This window comes from Halobacillus litoralis, assembly GCF_009856355.1.
In the GTDB taxonomy this organism is placed as follows: domain Bacteria; phylum Bacillota; class Bacilli; order Bacillales; family Halobacillaceae; genus Halobacillus; species Halobacillus litoralis_B.
This window is the reverse complement of sequence record NZ_WMEW01000006.1, coordinates 69,023-94,141: the sequence shown is the minus strand read 5'-3', so window position 1 is coordinate 94,141 and position 25,119 is coordinate 69,023. Positions and strand designations below refer to the sequence as shown.

31 protein-coding genes are annotated in these 25,119 nt (G+C 48.3%); 12 read left to right on the top strand and 19 right to left on the bottom strand.

Annotation, left to right across the window (positions count from 1 at the left end):
- Positions 1–177 precede the first annotated feature (177 nt).
- The 9 genes from GLV97_RS10435 to GLV97_RS10395 form a co-directional block, all read right to left on the bottom strand.
- Positions 178–378 (bottom strand): hypothetical protein, encoded by a 201-nt coding sequence (locus tag GLV97_RS10435; protein WP_160889629.1) that lies wholly within the window; start codon positions 376–378, stop codon positions 178–180.
- A 41-nt stretch (positions 379–419) separates the two neighbouring features.
- Positions 420–1,085, bottom strand: coding sequence for an SOS response-associated peptidase (locus tag GLV97_RS10430; protein ID WP_160889628.1), 666 nt, complete (start codon positions 1,083–1,085; stop codon positions 420–422).
- A gap of 70 nt (positions 1,086–1,155) precedes the next feature.
- A complete protein-coding gene (locus GLV97_RS10425) occupies positions 1,156–1,815 on the bottom strand; it encodes a TetR/AcrR family transcriptional regulator (RefSeq protein ID WP_160841449.1) in 660 nt (219 codons plus the stop codon).
- A 30-nt stretch (positions 1,816–1,845) separates the two neighbouring features.
- A complete protein-coding gene (locus GLV97_RS10420) occupies positions 1,846–2,856 on the bottom strand; it encodes an ABC transporter permease (protein ID WP_160841448.1) in 1,011 nt (336 codons plus the stop codon).
- Positions 2,853–3,578, bottom strand: coding sequence for an ABC transporter ATP-binding protein (locus tag GLV97_RS10415; protein ID WP_160889681.1), 726 nt, complete (start codon positions 3,576–3,578; stop codon positions 2,853–2,855). Before GLV97_RS10415 ends, GLV97_RS10420 begins: the two co-directional genes overlap by 4 nt.
- A gap of 120 nt (positions 3,579–3,698) precedes the next feature.
- Positions 3,699–4,070, bottom strand: coding sequence for a DUF1992 domain-containing protein (locus tag GLV97_RS10410; protein ID WP_160889627.1), 372 nt, complete (start codon positions 4,068–4,070; stop codon positions 3,699–3,701).
- 2 nt (positions 4,071–4,072) lie between these two features.
- The gene (locus tag GLV97_RS10405) at positions 4,073–4,540 is read right to left on the bottom strand and encodes a nucleoside deaminase (protein ID WP_160841446.1); all 468 of its coding nucleotides are present in this window, start codon (positions 4,538–4,540) and stop codon (positions 4,073–4,075) included.
- 10 nt (positions 4,541–4,550) lie between these two features.
- Positions 4,551–5,186 carry an MOSC domain-containing protein gene (locus GLV97_RS10400; protein WP_160889626.1) on the bottom strand — a complete coding sequence of 212 codons (636 nt, stop codon included), beginning with the start codon at positions 5,184–5,186 and terminating at the stop codon, positions 4,551–4,553.
- Entirely contained in the window at positions 5,176–5,919 is a 744-nt protein-coding gene (locus GLV97_RS10395) for a YkgJ family cysteine cluster protein (protein ID WP_160889625.1), read from the bottom strand. Before GLV97_RS10395 ends, GLV97_RS10400 begins: the two co-directional genes overlap by 11 nt.
- A gap of 159 nt (positions 5,920–6,078) precedes the next feature.
- Between GLV97_RS10395 and mreBH the strand changes: the two genes are divergently transcribed.
- The 4 genes from mreBH (at position 6,079) to GLV97_RS10375 (ending at position 9,433) form a co-directional block, all read left to right on the top strand.
- Complete coding sequence (gene mreBH, locus GLV97_RS10390) at positions 6,079–7,086, top strand: rod-share determining protein MreBH (protein WP_160838889.1); 1,008 nt, start codon at positions 6,079–6,081, stop codon at positions 7,084–7,086.
- Between the two features lie 719 nt (positions 7,087–7,805).
- A complete protein-coding gene (locus GLV97_RS10385) occupies positions 7,806–8,111 on the top strand; it encodes a hypothetical protein (protein ID WP_160838891.1) in 306 nt (101 codons plus the stop codon).
- Positions 8,112–8,125: 14 nt separating this feature from the next.
- Positions 8,126–8,494 carry a DUF1428 family protein gene (locus tag GLV97_RS10380; RefSeq protein ID WP_160838893.1) on the top strand — a complete coding sequence of 123 codons (369 nt, stop codon included), beginning with the start codon at positions 8,126–8,128 and terminating at the stop codon, positions 8,492–8,494.
- An 18-nt stretch (positions 8,495–8,512) separates the two neighbouring features.
- The gene (locus tag GLV97_RS10375; RefSeq protein WP_160889624.1) at positions 8,513–9,433 is read left to right on the top strand and encodes a ketopantoate reductase family protein; all 921 of its coding nucleotides are present in this window, start codon (positions 8,513–8,515) and stop codon (positions 9,431–9,433) included.
- 44 nt (positions 9,434–9,477) lie between these two features.
- Here GLV97_RS10375 and GLV97_RS10370 read toward each other — a convergent pair whose 3' ends face one another.
- A complete protein-coding gene (locus tag GLV97_RS10370) occupies positions 9,478–10,053 on the bottom strand; it encodes a M15 family metallopeptidase (protein WP_373562384.1) in 576 nt (191 codons plus the stop codon).
- Positions 10,054–10,226: 173 nt separating this feature from the next.
- Here GLV97_RS10370 and GLV97_RS10365 point away from each other — a divergent pair, with 173 nt between their 5' ends.
- From GLV97_RS10365 to GLV97_RS10355, 3 genes are all read left to right on the top strand, one after another.
- The gene (locus tag GLV97_RS10365; protein ID WP_160838897.1) at positions 10,227–10,862 is read left to right on the top strand and encodes a hypothetical protein; all 636 of its coding nucleotides are present in this window, start codon (positions 10,227–10,229) and stop codon (positions 10,860–10,862) included.
- Between the two features lie 198 nt (positions 10,863–11,060).
- Positions 11,061–11,276, top strand: a complete 216-nt coding sequence (locus tag GLV97_RS10360) for a hypothetical protein (protein WP_160838899.1) — start codon at positions 11,061–11,063, stop codon at positions 11,274–11,276.
- Positions 11,277–11,777: 501 nt separating this feature from the next.
- A complete protein-coding gene (locus tag GLV97_RS10355) occupies positions 11,778–12,173 on the top strand; it encodes a hypothetical protein (protein ID WP_160841442.1) in 396 nt (131 codons plus the stop codon).
- Positions 12,174–12,835: 662 nt separating this feature from the next.
- Here GLV97_RS10355 and GLV97_RS10350 read toward each other — a convergent pair.
- From GLV97_RS10350 to GLV97_RS10340, 3 genes are all read right to left on the bottom strand, one after another.
- Complete coding sequence (locus tag GLV97_RS10350; RefSeq protein WP_160889623.1) at positions 12,836–13,030, bottom strand: YwbE family protein; 195 nt, start codon at positions 13,028–13,030, stop codon at positions 12,836–12,838.
- Between the two features lie 99 nt (positions 13,031–13,129).
- On the bottom strand, positions 13,130–13,342 hold the full coding sequence (locus GLV97_RS19960) for a DUF2188 domain-containing protein (RefSeq protein ID WP_160838905.1): 213 nt from the start codon (positions 13,340–13,342) through the stop codon (positions 13,130–13,132).
- Between the two features lie 73 nt (positions 13,343–13,415).
- Positions 13,416–13,871 carry a DUF2188 domain-containing protein gene (locus GLV97_RS10340; protein WP_160889622.1) on the bottom strand — a complete coding sequence of 152 codons (456 nt, stop codon included), beginning with the start codon at positions 13,869–13,871 and terminating at the stop codon, positions 13,416–13,418.
- Between the two features lie 171 nt (positions 13,872–14,042).
- Here GLV97_RS10340 and pxpB point away from each other — a divergent pair, with 171 nt between their 5' ends.
- The 5 genes from pxpB to GLV97_RS10315 all read left to right on the top strand — a co-directional run bounded on the left by pxpB (position 14,043) and on the right by GLV97_RS10315 (position 18,774).
- Positions 14,043–14,762 carry a 5-oxoprolinase subunit PxpB gene (gene pxpB, locus GLV97_RS10335; RefSeq protein WP_160838909.1) on the top strand — a complete coding sequence of 240 codons (720 nt, stop codon included), beginning with the start codon at positions 14,043–14,045 and terminating at the stop codon, positions 14,760–14,762.
- The gene (locus GLV97_RS10330) at positions 14,759–15,760 is read left to right on the top strand and encodes a biotin-dependent carboxyltransferase family protein (protein ID WP_160838911.1); all 1,002 of its coding nucleotides are present in this window, start codon (positions 14,759–14,761) and stop codon (positions 15,758–15,760) included. Before pxpB ends, GLV97_RS10330 begins: the two co-directional genes overlap by 4 nt.
- Before the next feature lie 12 nt (positions 15,761–15,772).
- Entirely contained in the window at positions 15,773–16,546 is a 774-nt protein-coding gene (locus GLV97_RS10325; RefSeq protein WP_160841439.1) for a LamB/YcsF family protein, read from the top strand.
- A gap of 17 nt (positions 16,547–16,563) precedes the next feature.
- A complete protein-coding gene (locus tag GLV97_RS10320) occupies positions 16,564–17,754 on the top strand; it encodes an NRAMP family divalent metal transporter (RefSeq protein ID WP_160838915.1) in 1,191 nt (396 codons plus the stop codon).
- Between the two features lie 357 nt (positions 17,755–18,111).
- Positions 18,112–18,774, top strand: a complete 663-nt coding sequence (locus GLV97_RS10315; RefSeq protein WP_160889621.1) for an O-methyltransferase — start codon at positions 18,112–18,114, stop codon at positions 18,772–18,774.
- A 100-nt stretch (positions 18,775–18,874) separates the two neighbouring features.
- Here the strand turns inward: GLV97_RS10315 and GLV97_RS10310 are convergent, their stop codons facing one another.
- From GLV97_RS10310 to GLV97_RS10285, 6 genes are all read right to left on the bottom strand, one after another.
- Positions 18,875–19,687, bottom strand: a complete 813-nt coding sequence (locus tag GLV97_RS10310; RefSeq protein WP_160889620.1) for a protein phosphatase 2C domain-containing protein — start codon at positions 19,685–19,687, stop codon at positions 18,875–18,877.
- Positions 19,684–20,241: a GNAT family N-acetyltransferase gene (locus GLV97_RS10305; protein ID WP_160838921.1), complete on the bottom strand. Its 558-nt coding sequence runs from the start codon at positions 20,239–20,241 to the stop codon at positions 19,684–19,686. Before GLV97_RS10305 ends, GLV97_RS10310 begins: the two co-directional genes overlap by 4 nt.
- A 606-nt stretch (positions 20,242–20,847) precedes the next feature.
- Positions 20,848–21,822, bottom strand: a complete 975-nt coding sequence (locus tag GLV97_RS10300; protein WP_160889619.1) for a quinone oxidoreductase family protein — start codon at positions 21,820–21,822, stop codon at positions 20,848–20,850.
- 10 nt (positions 21,823–21,832) lie between these two features.
- A complete protein-coding gene (locus GLV97_RS10295) occupies positions 21,833–22,618 on the bottom strand; it encodes an enoyl-CoA hydratase/isomerase family protein (RefSeq protein ID WP_160889618.1) in 786 nt (261 codons plus the stop codon).
- A 15-nt stretch (positions 22,619–22,633) separates the two neighbouring features.
- On the bottom strand, positions 22,634–24,394 hold the full coding sequence (locus GLV97_RS10290; RefSeq protein WP_160889617.1) for an acyl-CoA dehydrogenase family protein: 1,761 nt from the start codon (positions 24,392–24,394) through the stop codon (positions 22,634–22,636).
- Positions 24,381–25,118, bottom strand: a complete 738-nt coding sequence (locus tag GLV97_RS10285; protein WP_160841433.1) for a 2-phosphosulfolactate phosphatase — start codon at positions 25,116–25,118, stop codon at positions 24,381–24,383. The genes GLV97_RS10290 and GLV97_RS10285 overlap by 14 nt, the downstream gene beginning before the upstream one ends.
- Position 25,119: the final 1 nt, after the last annotated feature.

Sequence of the window (25,119 nt, the reverse complement as noted above, 5' to 3'; positions counted from 1 at the left end):
GCATGTCTTTCACCAAAGATCTCAGACACGTCATACGATCAGCGATACTTTCTCAACAACTTGAAACCCGGAGCAGATGCTGCTCCGGGTTTCAGTTTGTAGAAAAACTCATGCTTCCCGGAACTCCAGAACCGAAAAGCCCCTCTTTCCTTCTCTCATCGGGGACCGGGGCCAAGCTCAATGCTTCCCGCCTTCGTAAGCAGACACCGCCGGTACGTCTACATTTTTATCCGTTGTCATGAGCCATGCAGCTTGTTTCATACCACTTATGACTTCTTTCCAATTATCAGTTGATAAGATCACAAGGAGCATCGGTGATGACGCCTGCGGGAACAACACAACGCGATCGTAACCACCTTCCCCCCCAGGATGATCCATTCTTCTACAGCCTGTAATCTGAAACAGATACAATTTCGTTTTTATGCCAGCGGCCGGATGCACGCTTCATCTTCATTTTTGGCTGAATTCACATGTGTACTGACTTCATACATCGTAAGTTCATCCATCGTCAGCTCGTCCAGGTAATCCTTGGCCTGCCGGGCTTCCCACTGTACGGGTGTGATCCAGTCATCCTGACGATCCCGAGGAAGGATGACGGGCATACGATCATGAACAGGAGCCACATCCTCATTGGCTTCCCTTGTAAGTATCGTACACGTATACAATGGAGCATCGTCCCCCTTCCACTGGTCCCATAAGCCGGCAAAAGCAAACAAAGGTCGGTTCTCCGTTTGGATCCGCAGCGGCTGCTTCCCACTTTCTGTTTGTTTCCATTCATAAAAACTATCCGCGGCAATCAGGCAGCGCTTTCTGCTCATCAGTTTTCTATAACTTGGTTTCTCATGAGCGGTTTCACTTCTGGCGTTAATCATCTTATAGCCGATTTTAGGATCTTTCGCCCAGGAGGGAACGAGCCCCCATTTCATATAACCGGCCCGTTTTTCTTTCCCATCATGAATCACAGCCAGCACCTGCTGCCCGGGGGCAATGTTATATCTCGGCTCGTACCCGTCAATGGACTGGGAAATCCCAAACTCTTTCAGAATCTCCGCTTCTTCAGCTAACAGCGTGTACCTTCCACACATCGGCTGCACCCTCCTTTATTTTCCAGTATAAAGGTTTCCCTGATCTCGTGAAAACACACCCCGGTTCACTTTATTTTTCTGCGAGACCGTACATGATGAAAGCGACTGTTTCTTCAATCTCCCGCTCGTCATCCCAATCCAGATCAGGAGAAAGGATGAACCGCGTAATGAGAAACCCCATAACAGCAGACATGATCATCCGTATGATGGTACTGTTCGGTTTGTCCACCACCTGCCCGCCCTGCTTCAAACGATCAAGCGCAGCTTCAAATTTCGGGTATACGTCTTTGATAAAAACATCCTGAAATCTCTGCTGCAGTTCTGGGTGAAAAGCCATTTCCTGAAGCACAATCCTCAAAAGAGGTGCATTTTCTGCGGCGAATGCAAACCTGTCCTTCAAAATGGTACTCAGCAGACTTCTGAACTCCTCCGGCGGTTCATCAAAAACCCTCCTGGTAAATCGGGCGGCAAAAAAAGGAACCATGAACTTCGCCATGAAGGGCGTTACAATCGAAATCAGCAGGTCTTTCTTGGTTTTATAGTGTCTGAAGATCGTGCCCTCGGCTACATTGGCCCTTGCCGCAATTTCGCTCGTCGATGAAGAAGCATACCCTTTTTCGGCAAAAATCTCGACAGCGGCCTTGAGAATCTGCGCTTGTTTAGGGGTCAGATTTTTTTCCTCTCCATCCTCCTGCTCCAAGGCTCTCATCATATCTTTCAAATCATTCATCTTCTTCCTCCTACGTTTTATTTCACCGCGCTACAGCGGCCGGTGTTTTTTAAGAGCAGCTATATTCAATACCGTAAAGAGAGTGGTAAATCCAAGCAGGATATAAACCTCCACCTGAAAGGATTCAAAGGAGGATCCTCTTAACATAATATCCCTCAACGCTTCTGCACCATAAGTCAGCGGCATCAGATTCCCGACAACCTGAACCCACTCTGCCAGCCCCTCGGTCGGAAACAAACCGGAGAAAAAGACCTGCGGAACAATAACCAGCGGGATAAACTGAATCATTTGAAACTCATTCCCGGCAAACGTCGATACGAGGGTGCCCAGACTCAAAGCGGTCAACGCCATCAGGATCGTAACGAGTAGAACATATAAAAAGTTCCCTGCCATAAATACATCCAGAACATAAATGGAATAAGCAGCAATAATGATGGACTGGACAACGGTAAACAAACCAAACCCTCCTAAATATCCGAAGACAATCTCACTTCGACGGACCGGCGATGCCAATAGACGCTCCAACGTCCCCTGCGTCCGTTCACGGAGAAAGGAAACCCCGCCGACGATAAAAACAAAGAAGAAAACAAAAAAACCAATCAGTGCGGGTCCAACATAATCAAACAGGCCTAATTCAGAGGAACCGTTCCAGTATTCCCATTCCATTGAGGCGTTCTGCTCCGATAACTGCTTCTGAAGCGTGCTTCTAATGGTCCCGGAGGTGTTGGGGTCACTGCCTTCAAGTATTACAAAAGGTGCCCCGTCCTCCCATTGAAGCACCCCCCCGATCTCAGCCTCGTTCAGTTTCTCTTCAGCCTCCGCTTCATCCATAACTGTAACTGTTATTCCCTCTGTTTCTATGGACTCCACCACCTGGGCAGGCACGTCGACAGCGGCAAGCTTTACCGCTGAGGTCTCTGTGTCAAGGACCAGCCACATAAGAGTCAGCACCAGCAATGGTGCAGCAACCATTAAAGCTACACTCCTTTTATCACGGTGGAACTGCTTGAGGATCCGTTTTACAACAGCTGCTGTGTTCATGCCCGGGCCCCTCCCCCGTAATGCAGAAAGACCTCTTCAATAGAAGAGACTCCCAGCTTTGATTTTAACTGGGACGGGATGTCTTCAGCCATCATTCTACCGTCACGCAGCAGGGCCAGGTGTCCGCATTTTTCTGCTTCATCCATGACGTGCGTCGTAACAATAATCGTCACACCATGGTTTCTTAATCTATTCAACTCGCTCCAAATGGACTGTCTGAGGACGGGGTCGATCCCAACCGTCGGTTCATCCAGAATAATCAGTTCAGGCTCGTGGATGAGGGACGCCGCCAGAGACAGCCGCCTTTTCATACCGCCGGAGTAGGTGTTTACAGGTCGGGAGGCGTAAGCCGTTAAATCCACCATATCCAGGACATGATTCATCCGTAAGTGCCGATCCTTTCGGCTCATCCCATACAGGGAGGCGAAAAAATCCAGGTTCTCCCTCCCTGTTAATTCCGAATAAAGGGCATCCGATTGGGCCATAAAACCAAACTGCCTCAACTGTTTCAAAGACGGCATTTTTTCTCCGTTCAACTGGACTACGCCTTTGGAAGGACGAAGAAGTCCGGTCATCATTTTAACCAACGTCGTTTTTCCTGATCCGGAAGGTCCCAGCAAACCAAAAATCTCTCCTTTTTCAACGCTCAGATCTACATCGTGGATGACCTGCACTTTTCCAAACCAATGGGAAATACCTTTCATTTCCACGGCAGCTTCCATTTGATTCACGCTCCTTCTTCATAAAAGTGAGTGATTACTCACTTTTATTATACATAATCCAAAGGAGGAATGGGTAGACGAAAAAATGAAAAAAGCAGCCTTCAATAAAAGGCTGCCTGATCAAAACCCAAGTTTGTTGTCGATTTTTCGCTGATACTGTTGAAAAGCGGGCGATCCGCTCCCCTTTCGTTTTTCCATAAGGATATCGAAACGCAGTTGTTTTTCCGTGATCCTCTTTTTATAATGCGCCGATAACTGTGGGTCTTTGACTTCAGCGAGGATATCCTCAAGCTCACTGATTTCCTTTTTCAACACCATTTCCTCCGGGAGCATGTTGGCATTCTTTAAGATCCGGTAGCTGTTCCTTACTTCCTCCGGCAAATGAGCGAATTCATCCTTGTGGAGAGGTTTACCGCGGCCGGGCAGGTGGTCAAAATCCCCATCTTTCAAAGCCTGCTTGATTTTTTCTTCAACGAGATGTGCATAGTCCATCGTTAACGCTCCCGTTCTGCTGATTTTTCTGCATAAAGAAGCATCGCATTATAGCTTTCATTCTCTACCGGCTCGTATTCATAGGTGATTCTCCGCGATTCCTTCGGCCGGGCAATCTGGTCATAGACCTCACCGGAAAGACGAAGCCCCGCCTCTGCCGCTTCCTCCACAGACTGAGAATAAACGACGGTCTGAATGCCGGAGAAATAAATGGCAGTCAGACACATGGAGCAGGGTTCACCACTGGCATAAAGGACACAGTCACTTAAATCGACTGCTCCTCTCTTCTGCTGGGCCCGTCTGATCGCAAGCATTTCAGCATGACCACTCACATCGGGATGTTTGTGCAGTTCATTTACGCCTTCGGCGATGACGTCTCCAGCTGAGACAAGGACAGCTCCAAAGGGATGCCCGCCTTCCTCTACATTTTCACAGGCAAGTTCCAGGGCACGTTTGGAAAACGAATTCATAAAAGCCCTCCTAAAGACGTTTTTTCAAGGTCTCTTTCAACCCTTCTGCCAGAGGCTCCAGACGCAGGACTTTCTCAAGAAGCTCCTTATTATCCTTATCGTGGTAGCGGAGCTGATTCACTTCATCCACCGTCACTCCGGCAGGATGAGATTCAACCAGGCTGAAGTAATCTCCGGCCTGGACCCTCCCTTCTTTCAAAACCCTCAGATAAAAGCCGGTAAACCCTTTTTTCATGACCTGAGCGGGGAAATCATTAATCCCATGGGTCCGGGCAATGATGTAACAAGGCTTTCGGGGCTCAGAAATTTGCAGCAAAGCTTCTCCAAGCTGGAAAATATCCCCGATATGAACGTCTTTCTCTGAGACGCCTTCGACCGTTATATTTTCTCCAAAGGATGGAAACGCAAATGACTGACCGTAGTGCTCTTCCCAATGCCGGTAATGCTGGGCAGGATAAAGGCAGACGGCTTTATCTCTGCCTCCATGATTCTTCTTATCAGCCTGCTCGTCTCCCTCAACATTCAAATACGATAAAAAAGCAGGAGTAGACACCGGTTTCTTTCGGTACGCGCTCTTCAACTCACCCTTTTCGGTCTCATACGTTTCCGGCTGTCCGACATTCAACGACAACAGCTTATATTTCATAAAACTCCCCTTCCCTGTATTTTTGGATCCATGCGGGCAGGTAATCATACTGCCAGGCATCCATAGGGTAGTCTACAAATACATCTTCCCCGTTCTCATAAAGCGCCTGAATGAGCTCATTGATACTGCTGAAATAAAAAGAATATAAAAATTCATAACTGAATGGTTCTTTTGGCATGTCATGATCCGCACACACCTGAGGGTCGCTGTAATTCAAGTACGTACGGCAGGGAATCGGACGTACTTCATAAGCCATGCAGAGCTGTGTTTCCGGATCAAGCATCGGGCAGGGAAGATTCAAACGCTTATAGGCCAGCTTCGTATCCGGGTCCTCATAATCCATAGAAAGAGCCTCCTGAAGTTTTTTCTCCTGTGCAGGAAAATACGTATCCCAGTGTTTAAAGATTTTCTCCCTGCGTTCTTCGGAAAACTGCTCAATCGATTTGAAAAGCAGTTTCGCCTCTAATTTTGTAATGACAATTGGAAAATAACAGCAGAATGCACACCCCATAAAACAATTCGGTTTCATGGCAGCGAAATCCTCCATGCGTTCAATTTCTTGATCCACTTCCGACAAAAGCCGCTCAAAGCCTTCCAGAATTACAGATTCTGTCTCTTTTCCACTATCAAGCAGGTCATCGACAATCTGGTCAAAAAATCCCGGGTCCACCTCATACGATTGATTGATACGCTCGGACTTTTTAATAATTTCTTCATGCTTCAAAAATCTCATAATTAAACTCCTCTATCTATCCATAGTCTTATTATACATGTCACAGAGACTTTCCTACTATAAGGAGAGCCACGAATTTCCTGTTGTTTAACCCCCATAAAACTCCTATGATATGAGAAGACATATAAGAGAATCTGTCATCTTTGGAGGTACGTCTAAATGTTATCAAACGCTGAAATCGGTATCGACCTCGGTACTGCAAACATACTTATCTATTCCAAGTCTAAAGGAATTCTGCTGAACGAGCCATCTGTTGTTGCTTACAACACCGAAACCAAAAACGTCGTTGCTGTCGGAAAAGAAGCTAAAGAAATGGTAGGAAAGACCCCTCGGAACATCATCCCCGTCCGTCCGCTCCGCGATGGTGTTATTGCCGACTATGACATGACAGCACAAATGTTGAAAGAGCTGTTGAAAAAAGTTTCCAAAAAATCCGGGCTGTCCATGCGTAAACCAACCGTTGTGATCTGTACGCCATCCGGATCCACGTCTGTTGAACGCCGCGCTATTCACAACGCTGTTAAAAGCTACGGCGCAAAGCACGTGCACTTGATCGAAGAGCCTATCGCTGCTGCGATCGGAGCTGACCTTCCTGTGGATGAGCCGATTGCAAACGTTGTCGTGGATATCGGCGGTGGAACAAGTGAAGTCGCGATAATCTCCTTCGGCGGCGTCGTTTCCTGCAAATCCATCCGGACAGGTGGAGATGTTATGGATGAGGAAATCATCCAATACGTACGCAAAGCCTACAATGTACTTATTGGCGAACGGACCGCAGAGCAAATCAAAATGGAAATCGGGTATGCTTTGATCGACCACCCGGAAGAAACGATGGAAGTCCGCGGCCGCGACATGGTCACAGGGCTGCCAAAAACCATCGAACTAAAATCCACCGAAATCCAGCAGGCCCTGAAGGAATCACTCGATCAGCTTCTGGAAACCATCCGTGCGACACTGGAAGAGTGCCCGCCGGAATTGAGCGGAGACATTGTGGACCATGGTGTCATCCTTACAGGAGGCGGCTCTCTCCTCAACGGCATGCAGGAATGGCTGTCCGACGAAATTTCCGTTCCGGTCCACATGGCTCCGAGCCCACTCGAATCCGTAGCCATCGGAACCGGCCGCTCCCTCAAAATGATCCAGAAACTACAAAAAGCCAGTAAGTAAAACAGAAATGCGGAAGTGCCCCGACAGGCCCGACAAGCATAAGTCAAGCAGCGCAGTGGAGTGACCTTCCTCCACGGAGATGATTGACTTATGACCTCGAGGGCCCGGGCACTGCAGCTGGACAACTGAAATGCGGAGCCACCCTGATAGACTCGACATGCATAAGACAACCCCTGCAGTGAAGTGGTCTTTCTTCACGTAAGGGATTGACTTATGTCACGAGAGTCTGGGTGGCAGAGCTGGACATCACTGAAATGCGGAAGTGCCCCGACAGGCCCGACAAGCATAAGACAAGCAGCGCAGTGGAGTGACCTTCCTCCACGGAGGTGATTGACTTATGACCTCGAGGGCCTGGGCACTGCAGCTGGACAACTGAAATGCGGAGCCACCCTGATAGACTCGACATGCATAAGACAACCCCTGCAGTGAAGTGGTCTTTCTTCACGTAAGGGATTGACTTATGTCACGAGAGTCTGGGTGGCAGAGCTGGACAACTGAAATGCGGAAATGCATAGATTCCAAAATCCACACAAGCCTCCCGGATCACCTCCGGGAGGCTTGGTTTTTATCCATGTAAATAAAGGACTTCCCCCTGCTCTTGTCGAAATAAGGCAGTAAGGAATAAAGAGTTTCTTTTCACTTTCCATGAATTGAAAGGTTTTAAATTTTCCTATAAGGTAAAAAAAGTGGATAGACCATGTGAAAAGGAGACTGCTAAAATGAAACTATCAACACTATTCAAATGGGTGACCGGAGGATGTGAAGCACTGCTTGCCATTCCCTTCATCGGAGGGTTATTTGTCGTGGGAAGCGGATGGAATGCCCTTCTCTTTATGTTTGTAGCCCACTTGATCACCCTGATATTTGCCGTACGAGATAAACGGACCTATGCGGGCAGTGTGCTCGGCTTGATCACAAGTGCTCTCGGGTGGATTCCGGTTCTCGGCTGGATTCTCCATTCTGTTACGGCCATTTTCCTTTTGATTGATGCCGGTCGTTCGACAGCATTGGATAAAAAAGCATAAAGAGGAGGAACCACATGTTTACAGTGATTTGTTTTTTCAGAGTTGAACAACCCAATATTGAAAAGTTTTTGAAGATCACTAAAAAGTCCGGAGATATCCTTGTGAATCACGGAACACTGGAGCACCACATTTACTTCGCACGTGAATTAACAGGTAGACAGGGGTCCATGGGGCTTTTGAACCTTGTTGAAATGGAAGAGAATGAAGAACTGCTTCTCGGTCAGTCCGTATTTGAAAGCGAGGAGCACTATCACAGCGTCATGAAAGATGTCGGCTTTGATGATATGATCCATTATCTGGATGACAATATTAAAGATATCGTAGAAATGAACCGCGTCGTTACATCCAGTTTTACAACAGAACGCGTAGCTGAAACAAATTAGTAACGGAGGTGCATGTCGATGAAAATCGTTGTATTAGGTGCGGGTGCGCTCGGCGCCTATTTCGGGGCGCGCTGGCAGGAAACCGGCCATGATGTGATTAACCTTGTACGGGAAGGCCGTGCCGAACAGCTGGAGAAGCATGGTTTACAATTACATAGTGAAATGGGGGACTTCAAAGCCGACGCTCCAGTCATCGCCAGAAGTCCAGAGGAAATCCATGAGCCGGATTTAGTTTTTCTTGCAGTTAAAGGCTATCACCTGCACGGAACGCTGGACTGGCTGAAAGCCCTTGTTCAAAAAGGAGCCAAAGTATTTCCTGTCCTCAATGGTATGGAGCATATCAGTATTCTCCAGAAAGAGCTCGGGGAGGAAGCTGTTCTCGGAGGACTTTCCTACATTATAGCCACCCTGGACGATGCAGGACATGTCATTCAAACGAGTGAATTTCATGATTTAGTATTCGGTCCTCTCCACCCATCCCAGCAGGCGGTCTGTGAAGAACTGGCTCTCGCCTGCAATCAGGCAAACATGACAGGAACATTAAGTCCGAATATCCTTGAAGATATGTGGAAAAAGTACATGTTCATTACATCGTTCTCTGGAATTACAACAGCCGTCAATCAACCGATCGGTGTCGTCCGCAGCTTTCCGCAGACGCTCCGCATTGCCGAACGGATGCTTTCAGAAATGAAAGAACTGGCCGGTGCCCATCAAATAAACCTGACGGATGAACACGTACAGAACGGCTTCGAGAAGCTACGAAGCCTCGGGGAAGAAATGACGTCTTCCATGCACCAGGACCGCAGAAAAGGCCTGCCTCTTGAAGTGGAGCATCTGCACGGCGGAGCCCTTCGTCTAGGCAGCGAGGTCGGCTTATCCCTTCCGTACATCGAAACGGTTTATGGCATGATCAAACCCTATGAAACGTTCCAGCAGTAACAAAGACCGCAGTGAAGACATAACATTATGTCTGCTGCGGTCTTTTATTTGGCATAGTCCTCGACTTCCGGACGCTTTCCGTATTGAAGTTCCCGTATCGTCAATCCAAAGTCCATCTGAAGATGAGGATAATCCTTGAAGTTTTTCCAGTCCCCTCCCCATGTAAATCCGAGATCTTCAGCCACTTCCACAACTTCCATCCAATCCGATGTTCCATTGTTATTTCCATCATAATTCATATCCCAGACGACACGACCGTCTTTGGTTTCAATCGCAAAATCGATAGCAAGACCATAATTATGATAGGACTCCCCGCCTTCCGCATAGGTCACGATACTTCCCTCCTCGGATCTTCCCTGCTCATAAAGCATATCCTGCTCACTTACAGAACGGTGCCCATCTGTAATGACGACGGCAATCCCCTTCTCCGCGGCACGGTCGACGAGTTCCACTTTATTTTCCTGAACGACAGGGTGAAGCGCTTCAGGCATAGGCACATCCTCTTTCTGCAAAAAGGAAGGTCCTGCTTCATTTTCTATATATGGAATCACATAAAAGAACAAAAGACCGATTCCGATTATTCCCACAGAGAACTTCAGAAAGTTTACTAGAATCCGCACACACGTCTCTCCTCTTTGTCTTTAATTTGAGAATACCATAAACCTAACTGCACGAAAACGAATCACGCTCTGCCAATGTTTTGCATATAAAACAGACAAAAACTCTGTTCGAATCCATGAGTACCAATGATATAATAGTAGAATATTCGACACAGGCTGGAAGAAGGGTGCATATGAAACGACTAGTAAGAAAACCGAAGCGTACCATATATGAATTGCTGATGGTGGGTCTTGCTGCGGCTTCGATTGCCACCATCTGGCAGCAGACCGGATACAACAGCGTCATTGTCTGGTCTACCTGGTCGATTTTTTTCCTCGATTTCCTCTATCGTCTTATAACCAGTAAAAATAAATGGGAGTTTATCAAGAAAAACCCTTTTATCGTCATTGCCGCCATCCCTCTTGATGCCGTCTTCCAAGTGGCACGCGTGGCACGGATCCTTCACCTGCTCCGTCTTAAATCCATGACGAAATACTACACCATGCCCTTTATCCGCTTCCTTAAGCGTCAGCACCTTTCAGGAGTACTTGGAATTACCTTCCTTCTTATCTTCCTGCTGATTATCCCTCTAAACCTGTACGAACAGGAACTGGAAACCTACGGTGAGGCTATGCAGAGCGCCCTTCTCTCGCTGACTTTTTTTGGGCGGTCAGGGTTTGAACCAGAGACAGCAGCCGGTCATACCATCATCGTGATCTTCACCGTCCTCGGTGTCATCATTCACGGCTTAGTTATCAGCACGGCTGTGGATTACATCATGCAGATCCCATTCATCCAAAACATGAAACAAAAATTCACCAGCAAATAAAAACGAGCGGACCCCCGCTCGTTTTTTTAGATTTCACTCCATATAGACGGGCATCAATCTGAAAATCACAAGCCCTCTCCGAGATAAGCCGGCTGGTTAGCTCACCCTCCGATGCAAGTATGCTGATCGTGTTTAACGAATGGCAGAAAAAGGAACATGAAAAGCAGAACAAAATCATCAATGGAGGTGGACAGCCGAATGTCTGAAAAGAATCATAAAAAGAACAACCGTCTGGCCGAAGACGATCAAAGCTTCAAGGAAAAGCTGGAGAAAGAACAACTGATGGATAACGTTCCCGACGAAGAAATGCGTCAAAAACTTGCTCACGACGAAAAGAAACACAGGAAATCTAAGAACGATTCGCTTACAGAGGAAGAGTTTGATGAGGACATGAAGCCCGAGCAGAACGATTAGGTTTATCTTTTGATAAACCGGGGAATCCTTATTTATGTACCGACGCCGCCGTTCAAATCGTAAATCAATAAACATCATGGTAGACGATATTCAAAACGATATTTGACATACATCAACTTCTAATCTATACTAGGTATTGGTGCTCGTTAAAAGAGCAATTCGGAAAAAGAAAGAGTGATTTGTATGAGACTGGCATTCTGCTACGTTTTGATACGACTTAATCACACTGGATCAGCTTCGGAGCTGTAAGGATGCAATAGAGGTAGGGATTGCGTCGTTTAAGTTGCTTAAAAACTACCATGTAGAATTAAACAACCGCGGCAATACCGTGGATGAACGTATCCACGAAGACTTGTTTATCTAACACAAGGTGAAAAACTTCAGATATTTTCCGAAAGTATAGAAGCGCACTGGAATTCTCCAGTGCGCTTTTTCCATAGGAGGGACGTTTAACCTTTTTCTCTCATGGTAATATAGCCATAGAGGGAAGGAGTTATGACGATGACCGATTATTTAAGCCGCTTAGAACCTGAAGAAGTACGTTTCTTCATAGATGTATCAGAATTTAAATCGATCGTTCTGGAGATGCTTGGTGAAGCACAGGACGTGGTGCAGGTGGATGTGGGTTATGAGACCGTGGAAAACCCCGGCTCTTCTCCTTTGATTCGTCCGATGGTCCAGCTTACGGAAATCAGCCGCTTTACAGAAGAAGACCGTCACAAGGTGCTCCAGTCCGGCTTCTCCATTGATCGCGTGCCTTTTGACAACGGAGACTATGCGATGGAACAGATTTTTGGAACAGAATATATGATTACTCATGCGGAAGAGGATGATGACGGGGCTTTTTTCACCATTGAAATGCCCTATCGTTATTATCACGCATTGACGAATCCATAAAAAAGGTGCCGCTTATAAACGGCACCTTCAGCTTGTAAAGAAACCCCTGTTTCTTTACAAGCTTTTTTCTTTTTTTACCGCCAGGAGCGTAAGCCCCTTCCCTTTCCGCGGACGAGCGCCCGAGCTTCCTCGCAAAACCCACGCTCGGCGATCTCGGACCACTCGTTCTTCCGCAGGAGTGGAAGGGGCGCCGCTCCTTAGGAGTTCTTTAAAATCGAAAAAGACGCGTCACCCAGCACAGCTGGATGGAGGACAGTATTTTTCATATTCCGGCAGACAGTCGTCATCAGCGTCTGTGCTTTCCCTTTTTCTTTTCCACGCAGGTGGCAACAGCGCCGCCCATCATGCCATTCTTTTGAGTCTGCGAACCTGCTTAGTGCACAAGCTCTCTCCTCTATATTCTAACGTCGGCACGAGGAGCGTTCGGTGGTGATGCCTGCGGAAACAGCACGGGCCGAAGATCCACTTGGGCAGGCGGTCTTCCTGACCAAGTCAGCGGAGGGTGTGCCCGCGGCATTCAACCACCGATAAGCGGAAAGTAGCCCTTCACACGACAAGTGGACAACTCGAACTGGTTATCTCAGGCTTTTTCTACAGCCAAAAGGTGCCGTTTATAAACGGCACCTTTCCTACTTAACAGAATATACAATCATAAGCTTTTATTACTTGAGAATATGTTTGACTCTTCCTACCTGTCCATCCTGCAGACGTACTTTAATGCCGTGCGGATGAGAAGGGGATTTAGTCAGGATATCTTTCACTCTTCCTCTTGTCAGCTTTCCTGTGCGTTGATCCTGTTTTAAAACGATATCCACTTCTGCACCAGTCTGGATATCGCTGCGTTTTTGTCCATTCATCGGAATCCTTCCTTCCATCTGACCATTATCATTCATCTTACCACAGGCTCGGAAAAGAAAACATAGAAAAAGCACCCGGATCCGGGTGCTTTTCGCTGGTCAGCTGGAATAATTGTATTGATTCTGGATGGTTCCTTTTTCAGTATGGATGATTGCCGACGTCCCTTTGTTCTGGGCAATCTCCTTCGCACGATCGATAGCATCCTGCTTATTCTCATAGATCTTCGTCGGTTGTTCTGCTCCTTCTGCTTTAACAGCCCAGCCGTCCTCGTGAGGAACAACGTGTTCTGCTTGATTGTTGGATTCAGCCACTATGAATTCCTCCTTTATTTATTGTATAGGGACAATATCCTATTTCCATCCATTTTAAACATAAAATTCCATTCTAAATCGAATATTTATCTTGGATACTTCCGTCTTTCTTATGAATAATGACCTGGGTTTCTTTATTTTCAGCAATTTCTTCTGCACGATGGACGGCTTCTTGTTTACGCTCAAATACATTGGAAGGTTTTTCTGCATCCTCTGCTTTGACAGCCCAGCCATTTTCATGAGGCAGGACATGCTCGCCTTTTTCCATTAATTCCGGACGTGCGTCTCGGTCATCCTGATCAGCATCCCTGCTTTTCAGTGCCTGATCACTCATCTCCTTTACCTCTCTCAGTTCCTTCTCCCCTGCATTGTTACGCCATTCCTTCGCCTGTTCTATGGCGATCGGAATCGCTCGTCCCTCCTCATATCCTTCATCCAGCATAGCATTAGCTATGTCTATGGCCTTCTTACGAACAACTTCATCCAGATTTTTCAGTGAGCTTGGATAATCTTCGGTATCCCATGGCATCCTGAATCCCTCCATTTTACTGTTTTTTTCTTTATTCCCTTTCCGACGGATCCTTTAACCCTCTGCTGTAATGGATTCTTAAATTGAAAGCCTTCTTGAAATAGGCTACGATAAGAGATAAGGATTTTTCAGCCTTATGACTCAAACTCGATGAATAAAGGAGGTTTTTGTATGGATTGGACCCTGCATCCCTTAGGTGATCAGGCTGTATTAATTGAATTCGGAAACGAAATCAGTGAAGAGATCAATCATACCGTGCAGACTGCAGCCAGCAGCCTCGATGATTGGCAGCCGGAGTGGATGGTGGAGTACATCCCCGCTTTTACGACAGTGACGCTTTTTTATGATCCTCTCTACATAGCAAATCATAAAACCTCACAGAACCAGCTCCCCTATGATTGGGTTCACCAACAGGTGTCTGAATTTTTGTCCACTTTAACAATTAAGGAAACCGGTCCCGCGCGGACGGTAGAAATCCCTGTCTGTTACGGAGGTGACCTCGGTCCTGACCTGTCTTATGTGGCCGAGAAAAATGGATTAACAGAAGAAGAAGTCATTGAAAGACATATGAACGGAAACTATTTGGTGTACATGATTGGTTTCGCCCCCGGTTTCCCCTATATCGGCGGTATGGACCCTGCGATTGCAGCACCCAGAAGAAAAGATCCACGACTGAAAATCCCAGCGGGCACAGTTGGAATTGCCGGCGCCCAGACAGGGGTCTACCCTCTGGAAACGCCTGGAGGCTGGCAGCTGATCGGCCGGACACCGTCTAAAATGTTTGATCCATCAAACGAAGAAGCTCCCACACTCCTGCAGGCTGGAGACCGTATCCAGTTCCGTAGAATTACTGAAGAAGAATATGAAAACCTGAAGGAGGGTGGAGCATGATTCATGTATTGAAACCCGGCCTTCTTACGACCATTCAGGACTTTGGAAGGTACGGACACCAAAAACACGGAGTCATTGCCAGTGGAGTGATGGATCAGGAAGCGTACCGGATTGCCAACCTTCTTGTTGGTAATGGACAGCATGCACCTGTTCTTGAAATTACGCTGATGGGTCCTGTACTGGAGTTCCAGCAGGATGCCTGCATTTCCATCTGCGGTGGTGATTTAACACCAATGATCAACGGAGAACGTGTAGGGACTTGGAAACCTCTTTACATAAAACAAGGAAGTGAACTTCGTTTTGGAAAACCGAAAACCGGCTTCCGTGCCTATTTGGCAGTGGCAGGCGGCTTTAATATCCCTCTTACGATGAACAGCGCTTCTACTTATATCCGTGCGGGCATCGGCGGATACCATGGGCGGCCGGTCGAAAAGGGGGATGTACTTGAACCTTCCGAACTTTCTCCCTTATCAAACCGCGTGATGGAACAATGGAAAGCAGACGCAGGCGATGCCGGTTTCCACGAGGCCTCGTGGTATGTCGGACATGCCTTCAATCACAATGGATACACAAAAGAGCCGATCCGTATTATGCCGGGGAGAGAATATGATTGGTTTGACAAAGAAAGTCAAAACCGATTAACAAGTGAGACATTCAAGATCGATTCCAAATCTGACCGAATGGGCTACCGGTTGACCGGCTGTCAATTATCAGCCGTCGAAGAACGGGACCTTCTCTCAGAAGCTGTTGCCTTTGGTACCATTCAGGTTCCTGCAGAAGGCAACCCGATTATTCTCCTTGCCGACCGACAAACGACGGGAGGCTATCCGAAAATCGCTCAAGTGGCTTCTGTCGACCTGCCCAGGCTTGCCCAGATGCGGCCGGGGGAATCTTTTTCGTTTACAATGATTACCCACGAGGAAGCCCAGCGCTTGTATCTGCAGCAGGAGAAGGATATTAACCTGTTGGCCCGCGGCATTGAAATGAAATTAACTTAAGGAGGAATACGCATGTACGTTGTTGATTTAAACTGCGATATGGGAGAAAGCTTTGGATCTTATACGATTGGCCGGGATGAGGAAATGATGAATTATGTAACTTCAGTGAATATTGCCTGCGGCTATCACGCCGGAGATCCAGCCAACATGAAAAAAACCGTCCGCATGGCCGTACAGTATGGAGTGGGCATTGGCGCCCACCCCGGCCTCCCTGATTTACCCGGATTCGGCCGTCGTCCAATGGAGATTTCACCAGAAGAAGCGTATGACATGGTCATCTACCAGGTTGGTGCACTTCAAGGGTTTGTCCAAGCCGAAGGCGGTCAGCTCCAGCATGTGAAACCGCACGGTGCCCTTTTCAACATGGCGGCTAAAAACCGTCCGCTGGCCGACGCTGTTGCCAAAGCCGTTCATGACGTGGACTCCTCTCTCATCCTGTTCGGACTGGCCGGCAGTGAATTGATTCACGCTGGAAAAGCCATAGGATTGAAGACAGCCAGTGAAGTCTTTTCCGACCGTACCTATCAGGAAGACGGCTCGTTAACTTCACGCCGGGAACCGAACGCGCTGATTACCGATCATGAAGAAGCCGTCAATCAGGTCATCCGTATGGTCAAGGAGAAAAAAGTGACGACGCTTCAGGATGTTGATATCGACATCGAAGCAGAAACGATCTGTATCCATGGGGACGGTGCGAGCGCTGTGGACTTCGCGAAATACATACGGGAGGCTTTCCAGAAATCGGACATCCAGCTTGAAGCCATCGGCTCTGTCTTATCACGGTAAGTAGAAAGGAGAACAACATGAAACAACAATCGACCAGAAGTCTCCTCTTAGGGGCCGCTTTTCTTATGGCGACCTCCGCCATCGGCCCGGGATTTCTAACACAAACCACACACTTTACCGAGCAGCTTGCAGCCAGCTTCGGTTTTGTCATTCTTATTTCCATCATTATTGATATAGGTGCGCAGCTGAACATCTGGCGGATCATTGCCGTTTCAGAAAAACCGGCGCAGGATATTGCGAACAGTCTTCTGCCCGGCCTTGGCGTTTTCTTATCCATATTAATCGTTGCCGGTGGTCTCGCCTTTAATATCGGGAACATTGCCGGCGCCGGCCTTGGGACCAATGTCCTCTTCGGTATCTCCCCGGAAATGGGAGCCCTGTTCAGTGGTATTGTAGCCGTTGCTGTCTTCCTTGTACGGGAAGCTGGGAAAGTGATGGACCGGTTCGCTCAAATTGCCGGTTTTATCATGATCGCTCTTACCATTTTCGTCATGTTTTCAGCCAACCCGCCCATTGGTGAGGCGGCCGCTAAAACATTCGCTCCGGATACGATTGACTTTCTAGCCATTATCACACTTGTAGGAGGAACCGTCGGTGGTTATATTACCTTCGCAGGCGGACACCGTCTTCTGGATGCTGGTGTGAAGGGGCAGGAATCTCTCGGTCAGGTAACGAAAAGCTCGGTATCAGCTATCGGGATTGCCTCCATTATGAGGATTTTCCTTTTCCTTGCCTCCCTTGGTGTAGTTGCTTCGGGTGTTACTCTCGACCCTTCCAATCCGCCGGCTTCTGTGTTCCAGGCAGCGGCAGGGAATGTCGGATATAAGATCTTCGGAATCATCATGTGGGCAGCCGCCGTTACATCCGTCGTCGGTGCCGCTTATACGTCTGTATCCTTCATCCGTACATTCAGCAAAACCATTGAACGCTATCATAAATGGTTTATCGTAGGGTTTATTGTCATCTCCACCACGGTCTTTGTATCTGTCGGAAAGCCGGTCAAGGTTCTGATTCTTGTTGGATCGTTGAACGGCCTGATCCTTCCGATTGCTCTCGGCGTCATGCTTGTGGCCGCCTATAAAACAAAAATCGTCGGTGATTACAAACACCCGCTCTGGCTCACCATCTTTGGAGCCATCATCGTCATAGCGATGGCGTATATGGGCGGTATGTCCTTGATTCAAGGGATTCCACAGCTTTTTGAATAAAACGAAAAACGGGCGGTCCCCAGGATTCCGCCCGTTCTTTCTATCACTGTTCATTCCATCCGCTGCAGGTTGCACGACTTTTGAATAAGGCTCTGTTATAGCTTGGTGTTGTTATTTAACATGTGAGCTCCTATCATCCCTTTCTGTCATGGGATTTGTATGAGGCGGCCTTGGGAATGACTCCCTTTCCGTGGGGTACCGTTCCCCGCGGAAAGCGGACGGTTTTCCCTGCCATCCCATGCTCTGAGTAAACAACGGACCGGCCCCCTGATTCCAGATGGAGACGATTTTGTAATCGTTTAAAATATCAACAACAGATTTTAACAGAGCTTTGAATAAAGAAAAGGAGAGGATTTCATGAGCGAACGTGAAACATGGGAAAAGGTTGACGAATACGTGATTGATCGTCTGGTTACGGAAGACGGGGACATGGCTTCCATTAATGCTTTGAATGAAAGCGAAGGCCTGCCCTCCATCGGTGTTTCATCTACGCAGGGGAAAATGCTCTATCTATATGTGAAAATGAAGGCAGCCCGCAGAGTTTTGGAAATCGGTACGCTCGGCGGATACAGCTCCATCTGGATGGCTAAAGCCCTCCCGGAAAATGGCACACTCACCACCCTTGAATTCAGCCCAAAACATGCAGAAACTGCTGCTGTCAACATGGAAAACGCAGGTGTAAAGGATAAAATTTCCATCCATGTCGGTCCTGCTCTTGAGACGCTGCCTGCGCTCCAGAACGAAGAGCCTTTCGATTTTGTTTTCATCGATGCGGATAAGGAAAACAATCCTCACTACATTGAACATGTCTTGAGGCTGTCCAAACCAGGAACCACCATCTTGGTGGATAACGTAATCAGGAACGGGGAAATATTGGAGGAAGACAGTAAATCCAGCAGTATTCAGGGAATCCGGCGGATGTTCGATCTGCTTCACCATCATCCACGTCTGGAGAGTACAGCTTTCCAAACGGTCGGAAACAAAGGTTATGACGGTTTTCTGCTTGCTGTCGTCCAATAGACAGCAGTAAAAGCTGTACGATGATCAAGAGGGTATGATCATCGTACAGCTTTTCATTTTTTCGATTTGGCAGCAGATTCTTCTTCCGCGGACTCTTTCATTATGTAAAACGCAGATGAACGACTGTCCGGTCATCAATCGGATGGCGGTGATTTTCTAAATAGGCAGTAAGGTCATTGATGTAGGAGCGTATCCCTTGCTGCTTCATTTTCCTGCATGTCTCTTCCAGGGAAAGTCCGGGATGGAATAAACCGTCACTTACAAGCCAGATATCCTCCAGGTCTTTCATCGGATAGGAACCTGTATCCAGGTGTGTCATGACCTCCGGCATCCCGTTCGCGACTGTATATCCACCATGCACATTAGCCAGCTCCCTGTTGTACTGAAGTTTATGAAGGAGCACATCATAATACGACTCTTCCCGAACCGCCCGGCCTTCTTCCCGATCCTCTGCTCTTTTCTTTTTTGCTCTGTCACTTATTCCGGCTACCGTATCTGTCGTAAGGACATGGACAGCCCCCATTTTATCACCGGCGATAACCATCGAATCTCCCAGATGAGCATAATGGAAGTGCGTGCTTCCCAGTTTAACTGCAGCCACACACGTCGACCATCGTTCCTCTCCTTTCGAGGGATCCACCCCGTATGCCACCATGTTCTCGTACAAACGGGTATTGGCTGACTCGACCGTTTGAATCAGGGTATCGTTCGCATCCATGCCCTGCAGCTGTTCTCTGAAATGGTGGGCGGCAAGATAGGCCCCGTTATGTCCGTCCTCATCTTCAAATGAGACCAGAGGGGTCGCCCCATCAAATACTCCGAAAACACCGGCCTCTTCGTGAAGGACATATGCATCCTCGCTTTCCTTTTTGGACGGACTTTTCAACTGGACAGCCTCTACCTTGTACCTCATACGTCCAGCGGTTCCTTGACCCAGTCTTTTTTCAGCATCCCGTACACGACATGATCCGTGTATTCATCATAAAGCAGGGCTGCGCTGCGGATGAGCCCCTCCTGCACAAAGCCGAGACGCTCCGGGACGGCCCTGCTTTTTACATTCTGCTCTGCCGCCCGGATTTCAATCCGGTTCATCCCAAGCGTATGGAAAGCATAGTCGAATAGTTCGCGGCACGCACGGGTCAACAGACCTCTGCCCTTAAATTCCTCTCCCATCCAGTAACCAATGCTTGTCCTTTTGTTATTGTAATCCAGTTCGTGGAAATCAACGATCCCAGCTATCCGACCTTCCCAAAGGATACAGACCGTCCATCCATTATTTTCAGCATATCTCTTTAGACTGCTTTTAATAAACCCCTGTGTGTCCTCCACCGTCTTTGTGAAATCAATCCATGGAAGCCACGTTCGAAGGTGGTCTCTGGATTGGTCGGATAATTGAAAGAGTTCTTCTGCGTCTTCGTGTCCAATTAATTTTAATGACAACTGGTCATCCACTGTGTAAATAAACAAAATAAAAGCCTCCTTTATTTCTGCGTGTCCTGTGTATTCGACAATTTCCCGGTGGATTCCTCCCTGCGGGACCAGCCTCAAAGTCCATTAAACTAAAGGCTCTGTTATAGCGTGGTGTTGTTATTTAACATGTGAGCGCCTATTACCCCTTTCTGTCATGGGATTTGTATGAGGCGGCCTTGGGAATGACTCCCTTTCCGTGGGGTACCGTGAGCCTCCTCAGGCTGCGTCTTCCGGGGTCTCACGATGTATCTACACCCCACAGGAGTCCCGCCATTCCCAAGGCCGCCTCTTCAAAAACGGATAGTTAAAAAGGACATAACCGAAGTCCATTACATCACTACGAAAGGGATGGCAGGGAAAACAGGTAGACTCCTGCGGGAAAAAGGAACAAGGTGAGACCGGAGGACGAAGTTCGAGGAGGCTCATCGTTCCCCGAGGAAAGCGGACGGTTTTCCCTGCCGTACCATGCCTTGAGTAAATAACGGACCGGCCCCGGCCGGACGGAGACGATTTAGTAATCGTTTAAAATATCAACAACAGACTTGAACAGAGCTAAACTAAAAAGGCTGTCGAGAGGATTCTCCCAACAGCCTTCCACCGGTATTATGGCTTAAGCACCAGTTTTCCTTTCGTCTTTCTCCCCTGCATCAATTCATGAACTTCAGCCGCTTCCTCCAACGAATAAACGCCCCCTACCGTCAAATTCAAATCGCCGGTATTCACCAGTTCCAACAAGTGATGGAGGCTTCGTTTAAACAACTCGGGCTTCTTCATAATCTGCGGGAGGAAGAAACCGATCACTGATAAATTCCGGTTCATCAACCCGGATGGATACATTTTCGGCGGGTCCCCGCTGGCCACCCCATACACAACGACACGCCCGAAGGACCGCATACATTTCACTGTTTCATGAAACACATCTCCTCCAGCCATCTCAAGGGCAACATCAACACCACGGCCCCCCGTCATTCCAAGAACATCATCCCGCCAGTTTTCCTTCGTGTAGTCCACCGCTTCATCCGCTCCAAGTTCAAGGGCCAGCTGCCGCTTCTCTTCCGTACTTGCTGTTGCGATCACTTTTCCTGCACCAAATTGTTTGGCCAGCTGGACAGCAAGTGAACCTACCCCTCCAGCTGCTGCATGGACAAGCACCGTTTCTCCGTGCTCCATCCGGCCCATTGTCGTTAGAATATGATAGGCGGTCAGCCCTTGGAGAGGAATCGCAACGGCCGTTTCATCGTCCACACCATCAGGTATAGGAATGAGAGAGACAGCCTTCGCTTTTGCGAACTCAGCATAACCGCCGGATTCAATCAGCGTGACCACCCGGTCTCCTTCGTTCACATTTTGAACTCCAGAGCCGACGCTCTCCACAACACCGGCCACTTCAGCACCCGGAATAAACGGCAGCGGCGTTGGAACAACGTAGGCCCCTTCCCTGCGGGCCGTATCGGCATAATTGACCCCGACGGCCGACACGTTGATCAACACTTCATCCTTATCCAGAGACGGCTTTTCCACATCCACTTTCTCAAGCACCGATGGACTTCCATATTCTTTGAATTGAATAGCTTTCATTACCTATCCCTCACTTTCCTGTGAAATGCGGCTTACGCTTTTCCTTAAATGCGGCAACACCTTCTTTATGATCCGATGTTTCAGCCATCATGGTTTGTGAAATCCGCTCCTGTTCTAAAATGGCAGCAAGGTCGGATTTATCAGATTGGTCTACGATTTTCTTCATCATACCGATAGCTCGTCCAGGCCCTTTAGCCAGACGAAGCGCATAATTCATAGCTTCCTCTTCCAGTTCCCCTATCGGAATCACCCTGTTGATCAGCCCCCACTCGGCCGCTGTCTCAACAGGAATCGGCTCGGCGGTAAACAGCAGCTCTTTTGTCCGGTAAGGTCCGATAAGACGGGAAAGGAAATAATGGCCTCCGCCATCGGAAATCAAGCCCACCTGGGCAAAGCTCAGAACAAATTGACTCTCTTCGGCTGCAAGAATCTGATCACAGGCAAGAGCGAGGTTGAAACCGGCCCCGGCCGCATAACCATGCACCACAGCTACAACCGGCTTCGGTACATCTTTAATCTTCAAGATCAGCTTATTCAGCTCTCCCACATGGTCATACAGATGCTGGGCTGAGGCCTCCCCCATACTTTTGACATCCCCGCCTGCTGAGAACGACCGCCCCGCTCCGGACAGTACAATCACTTTCACATCCTCATTTCCGGACGCCTCTTCCAAAGCCTCCATCAAACCGCCGATCATTTGGTCGGAAAAAGCGTTCAGACTGTCTGGACGATTCAATACACAAGACATCACAGGTCCATTAATATCGACAGCTACATGATCATTCCCTAATTTCATCCATCATCTCTCCTTTTAAACTCTATAGTGACCGGCTTCCACCATTTGTTCAGCAAGGCGGCGGTTCCGATCCAGGCTTCCTTCAAATGAATACACACTTAACAGGGCAGCAGCACTCCTCAGTGCCTTCGTCCGTTCCTCTCCTTTAAGAAGAGAACCAAACAATCGGCTGACTGACTGCCGGACGGTTTCCACAGACCGCTCCACGGCCGTCTCGGCCAGATGCAGATGAAGACCCTTTTCCCCTCCGGCTTTTTTGGCTCGCAGCACAGACGATTCGGAACGATAAATTTCAATAGCAATATCCGCCAGTTCCATCAGTGTTTCCTGTTCTTCTTTGATACCTGCACCATAGATGCTGTAGGCAGCACCGGCGGTTACAAGATATAAATCTTTGAACAAAGCGACGGCTTCCTCCAGCTTCGCCGTTGTCCCACCTTCCCGCTTATATCCACCTGTTTTCAAAGAATCATCGGCCTGTTTCACTAAAGCATCGGCATCAAATTCTCCTTTCCCGGCTTTTTGGAAAAAGGCTCCCGGGATAAGCAGACGATTAATTTCGTTGGTACCTTCGAAAATACGGTTGATGCGGGCATCACGATACGCCTGTTCGATTGGATATTCCTTGATGTACCCGGCTCCTCCGTGAAGCTGAACAGCTTCATCCACGACTCTATCCAAGGTTTCTGAACCGACAATCTTGCAGATAGCCGCTTCCATACGATGTTCGTTCATCGCCTTGGCTGCAGCGCGTTTGTCTTTGGTTTCATAATGACCGGCAAGCGCTGATTCTATGTGACCGCCTGTCCGGTACATGATTGATTCAGCGGCATACAAATCCGCGGCCATCCAGGCTAATTTCTGTTTACTCGCCCGGAAATCCGAGATCGTCTTACCAAACTGGCGGCGTTCAGATGCATGGGAAAGAGCAAGCTGGAAACTGTATTTAGCCGCACCAAGCGTTGCAAACCCTAAGTTAAACCGGCCGAGGTTCAATACGTTCAAAGCAATCAAATGGCCGTGGCCGACGTCTCCCAGCAGATTTTCCACCGGTACGTGACAATCTTCCATAATCACCGAGCAGGTGGATGATCCCTTGATCCCCATCTTGTCTTCTTCCGGCCCGATGGACAGACCCGGGAAATCCTTTTCAACAATGAAGGCTGTAAAATGTTCTCCATCTACTTTGGCGTAAACGATGAACGTATCAGAAAAAGCTGCATTTGTGATATAAATCTTCGTTCCATTAAGCACATAATGGGAGCCTTCTTCATTCAATACGGCTGTAGTTTTTGCGGATAAGGCGTCCGAGCCGGCGTCCGGTTCTGTCAGACAGTAGGCGCCGATAAATGCTCCGGAAGCAAGGTTCGGCAGATACTTCCGCTTCTGCTCCTCCGATCCGAAGTAGGTAATGGGAAGAGTCGCGATGCACGTGTGATTGGAATGCGCTACACTGTAGCCGCCGGCGCTTCCCAGTGCCTCCCCTACAATGCCTTTGCTGATTTTATCAAGTCCAAGACCACCGTATGTTTCTGGAATGCTGTGAGCCAGGAGTCCCAGTTCCCCTGCTATTTTCATCTGCTCTGCAACAAAGTCATAATCTCCCTTTTCAATCCGTTCCCTGTGCGGACGGATCTCGCCCTCTATAAACCGGCGGGCTGTCTGTCCGATCATCCGGTGCTCTTCTGTCTGATCTTCCGGAGTGAATACCGTTTCCGGATCCACACTGGAAGTCAGGAACTGACCACCTTTCCATTCATGTTCAACTGGATGCATAATGCCCCTCCTTGACTTGACCTGTGTTTCTGTCGTAAGCAAGAACCGTTTCATAAATCCCTTCCTGTGCAGCAAAGTCAATTTCAGCAGGGTCCAGGCCATACTTCATTAACCAGCCGCCAATCCGGCAGGAACGAAGCACCGTCCGCGCACTGCCACTTCCCTTATAAAAGTGGAGCGAAGTCAACGCCCCGTCGGAGAGCTCCCAGTTTCCATTCTGCTGCATGTAGTGCACGAGGCTTCCTGCGCCATAAAAATCCTCCATTGTATACAGCCCGCTCGACCCGGAGCAGATGATCACAATCGTTTCCCCGCTGTGTGATTCACTCAGATGCCTGGCTGTTGCCGGGTTGTTGAGCAGTGAAGAAGCGTAAAGATGAGCAGCTTGCTGAGCCTTATGAAGAGCGACTGTACCATTGGTTGTAGTCAAAATCAGATGCTTCCCAGCCACAAGTTCTTTCAGCTGATTTCGAAGAGGCGGGTGAAACCCATCAATCGTCCGCCCTTGGTCCTCACCGGCAAGAAGGAACGGCTCATCAAAGGCTTCCGCTGTTTTCACGGCTTCTTCCGGACTGTAGACAGGAAGCACAGAAAGCGCACCATCAGCAATCGCGGACGTCATTGTGGAGGTTGCAAACAGAACGTCAAAGACCACAGCTGTTTTCCCTGCCAGTTTTTCGGGATGAATGTCCTCTTTTTTAAATATGACTTCGATTTTCCCCATA

Coding starts and splice junctions, on each gene's coding strand:
- GLV97_RS10435 (WP_160889629.1), bottom strand. CDS start 378: ATGGATCATCCTGGGGGGGAAGGTGGTTACGATCGCGTTGTGTTGTTC.
- GLV97_RS10430 (WP_160889628.1), bottom strand. CDS start 1,085: ATGTGTGGAAGGTACACGCTGTTAGCTGAAGAAGCGGAGATTCTGAAA.
- GLV97_RS10425 (WP_160841449.1), bottom strand. CDS start 1,815: ATGAATGATTTGAAAGATATGATGAGAGCCTTGGAGCAGGAGGATGGA.
- GLV97_RS10420 (WP_160841448.1), bottom strand. CDS start 2,856: ATGAACACAGCAGCTGTTGTAAAACGGATCCTCAAGCAGTTCCACCGT.
- GLV97_RS10415 (WP_160889681.1), bottom strand. CDS start 3,578: ATGGAAGCTGCCGTGGAAATGAAAGGTATTTCCCATTGGTTTGGAAAA.
- GLV97_RS10410 (WP_160889627.1), bottom strand. CDS start 4,070: ATGGACTATGCACATCTCGTTGAAGAAAAAATCAAGCAGGCTTTGAAA.
- GLV97_RS10405 (WP_160841446.1), bottom strand. CDS start 4,540: ATGAATTCGTTTTCCAAACGTGCCCTGGAACTTGCCTGTGAAAATGTA.
- GLV97_RS10400 (WP_160889626.1), bottom strand. CDS start 5,186: ATGAAATATAAGCTGTTGTCGTTGAATGTCGGACAGCCGGAAACGTAT.
- GLV97_RS10395 (WP_160889625.1), bottom strand. CDS start 5,919: ATGAGATTTTTGAAGCATGAAGAAATTATTAAAAAGTCCGAGCGTATC.
- mreBH (WP_160838889.1), top strand. CDS start 6,079: ATGTTATCAAACGCTGAAATCGGTATCGACCTCGGTACTGCAAACATA.
- GLV97_RS10385 (WP_160838891.1), top strand. CDS start 7,806: ATGAAACTATCAACACTATTCAAATGGGTGACCGGAGGATGTGAAGCA.
- GLV97_RS10380 (WP_160838893.1), top strand. CDS start 8,126: ATGTTTACAGTGATTTGTTTTTTCAGAGTTGAACAACCCAATATTGAA.
- GLV97_RS10375 (WP_160889624.1), top strand. CDS start 8,513: ATGAAAATCGTTGTATTAGGTGCGGGTGCGCTCGGCGCCTATTTCGGG.
- GLV97_RS10365 (WP_160838897.1), top strand. CDS start 10,227: ATGAAACGACTAGTAAGAAAACCGAAGCGTACCATATATGAATTGCTG.
- GLV97_RS10360 (WP_160838899.1), top strand. CDS start 11,061: ATGTCTGAAAAGAATCATAAAAAGAACAACCGTCTGGCCGAAGACGAT.
- GLV97_RS10355 (WP_160841442.1), top strand. CDS start 11,778: ATGACCGATTATTTAAGCCGCTTAGAACCTGAAGAAGTACGTTTCTTC.
- GLV97_RS10350 (WP_160889623.1), bottom strand. CDS start 13,030: ATGAATGGACAAAAACGCAGCGATATCCAGACTGGTGCAGAAGTGGAT.
- GLV97_RS10340 (WP_160889622.1), bottom strand. CDS start 13,871: ATGCCATGGGATACCGAAGATTATCCAAGCTCACTGAAAAATCTGGAT.
- pxpB (WP_160838909.1), top strand. CDS start 14,043: ATGGATTGGACCCTGCATCCCTTAGGTGATCAGGCTGTATTAATTGAA.
- GLV97_RS10330 (WP_160838911.1), top strand. CDS start 14,759: ATGATTCATGTATTGAAACCCGGCCTTCTTACGACCATTCAGGACTTT.
- GLV97_RS10325 (WP_160841439.1), top strand. CDS start 15,773: ATGTACGTTGTTGATTTAAACTGCGATATGGGAGAAAGCTTTGGATCT.
- GLV97_RS10320 (WP_160838915.1), top strand. CDS start 16,564: ATGAAACAACAATCGACCAGAAGTCTCCTCTTAGGGGCCGCTTTTCTT.
- GLV97_RS10315 (WP_160889621.1), top strand. CDS start 18,112: ATGAGCGAACGTGAAACATGGGAAAAGGTTGACGAATACGTGATTGAT.
- GLV97_RS10310 (WP_160889620.1), bottom strand. CDS start 19,687: ATGAGGTACAAGGTAGAGGCTGTCCAGTTGAAAAGTCCGTCCAAAAAG.
- GLV97_RS10300 (WP_160889619.1), bottom strand. CDS start 21,822: ATGAAAGCTATTCAATTCAAAGAATATGGAAGTCCATCGGTGCTTGAG.
- GLV97_RS10295 (WP_160889618.1), bottom strand. CDS start 22,618: ATGAAATTAGGGAATGATCATGTAGCTGTCGATATTAATGGACCTGTG.
- GLV97_RS10290 (WP_160889617.1), bottom strand. CDS start 24,394: ATGCATCCAGTTGAACATGAATGGAAAGGTGGTCAGTTCCTGACTTCC.
- GLV97_RS10285 (WP_160841433.1), bottom strand. CDS start 25,118: ATGGGGAAAATCGAAGTCATATTTAAAAAAGAGGACATTCATCCCGAA.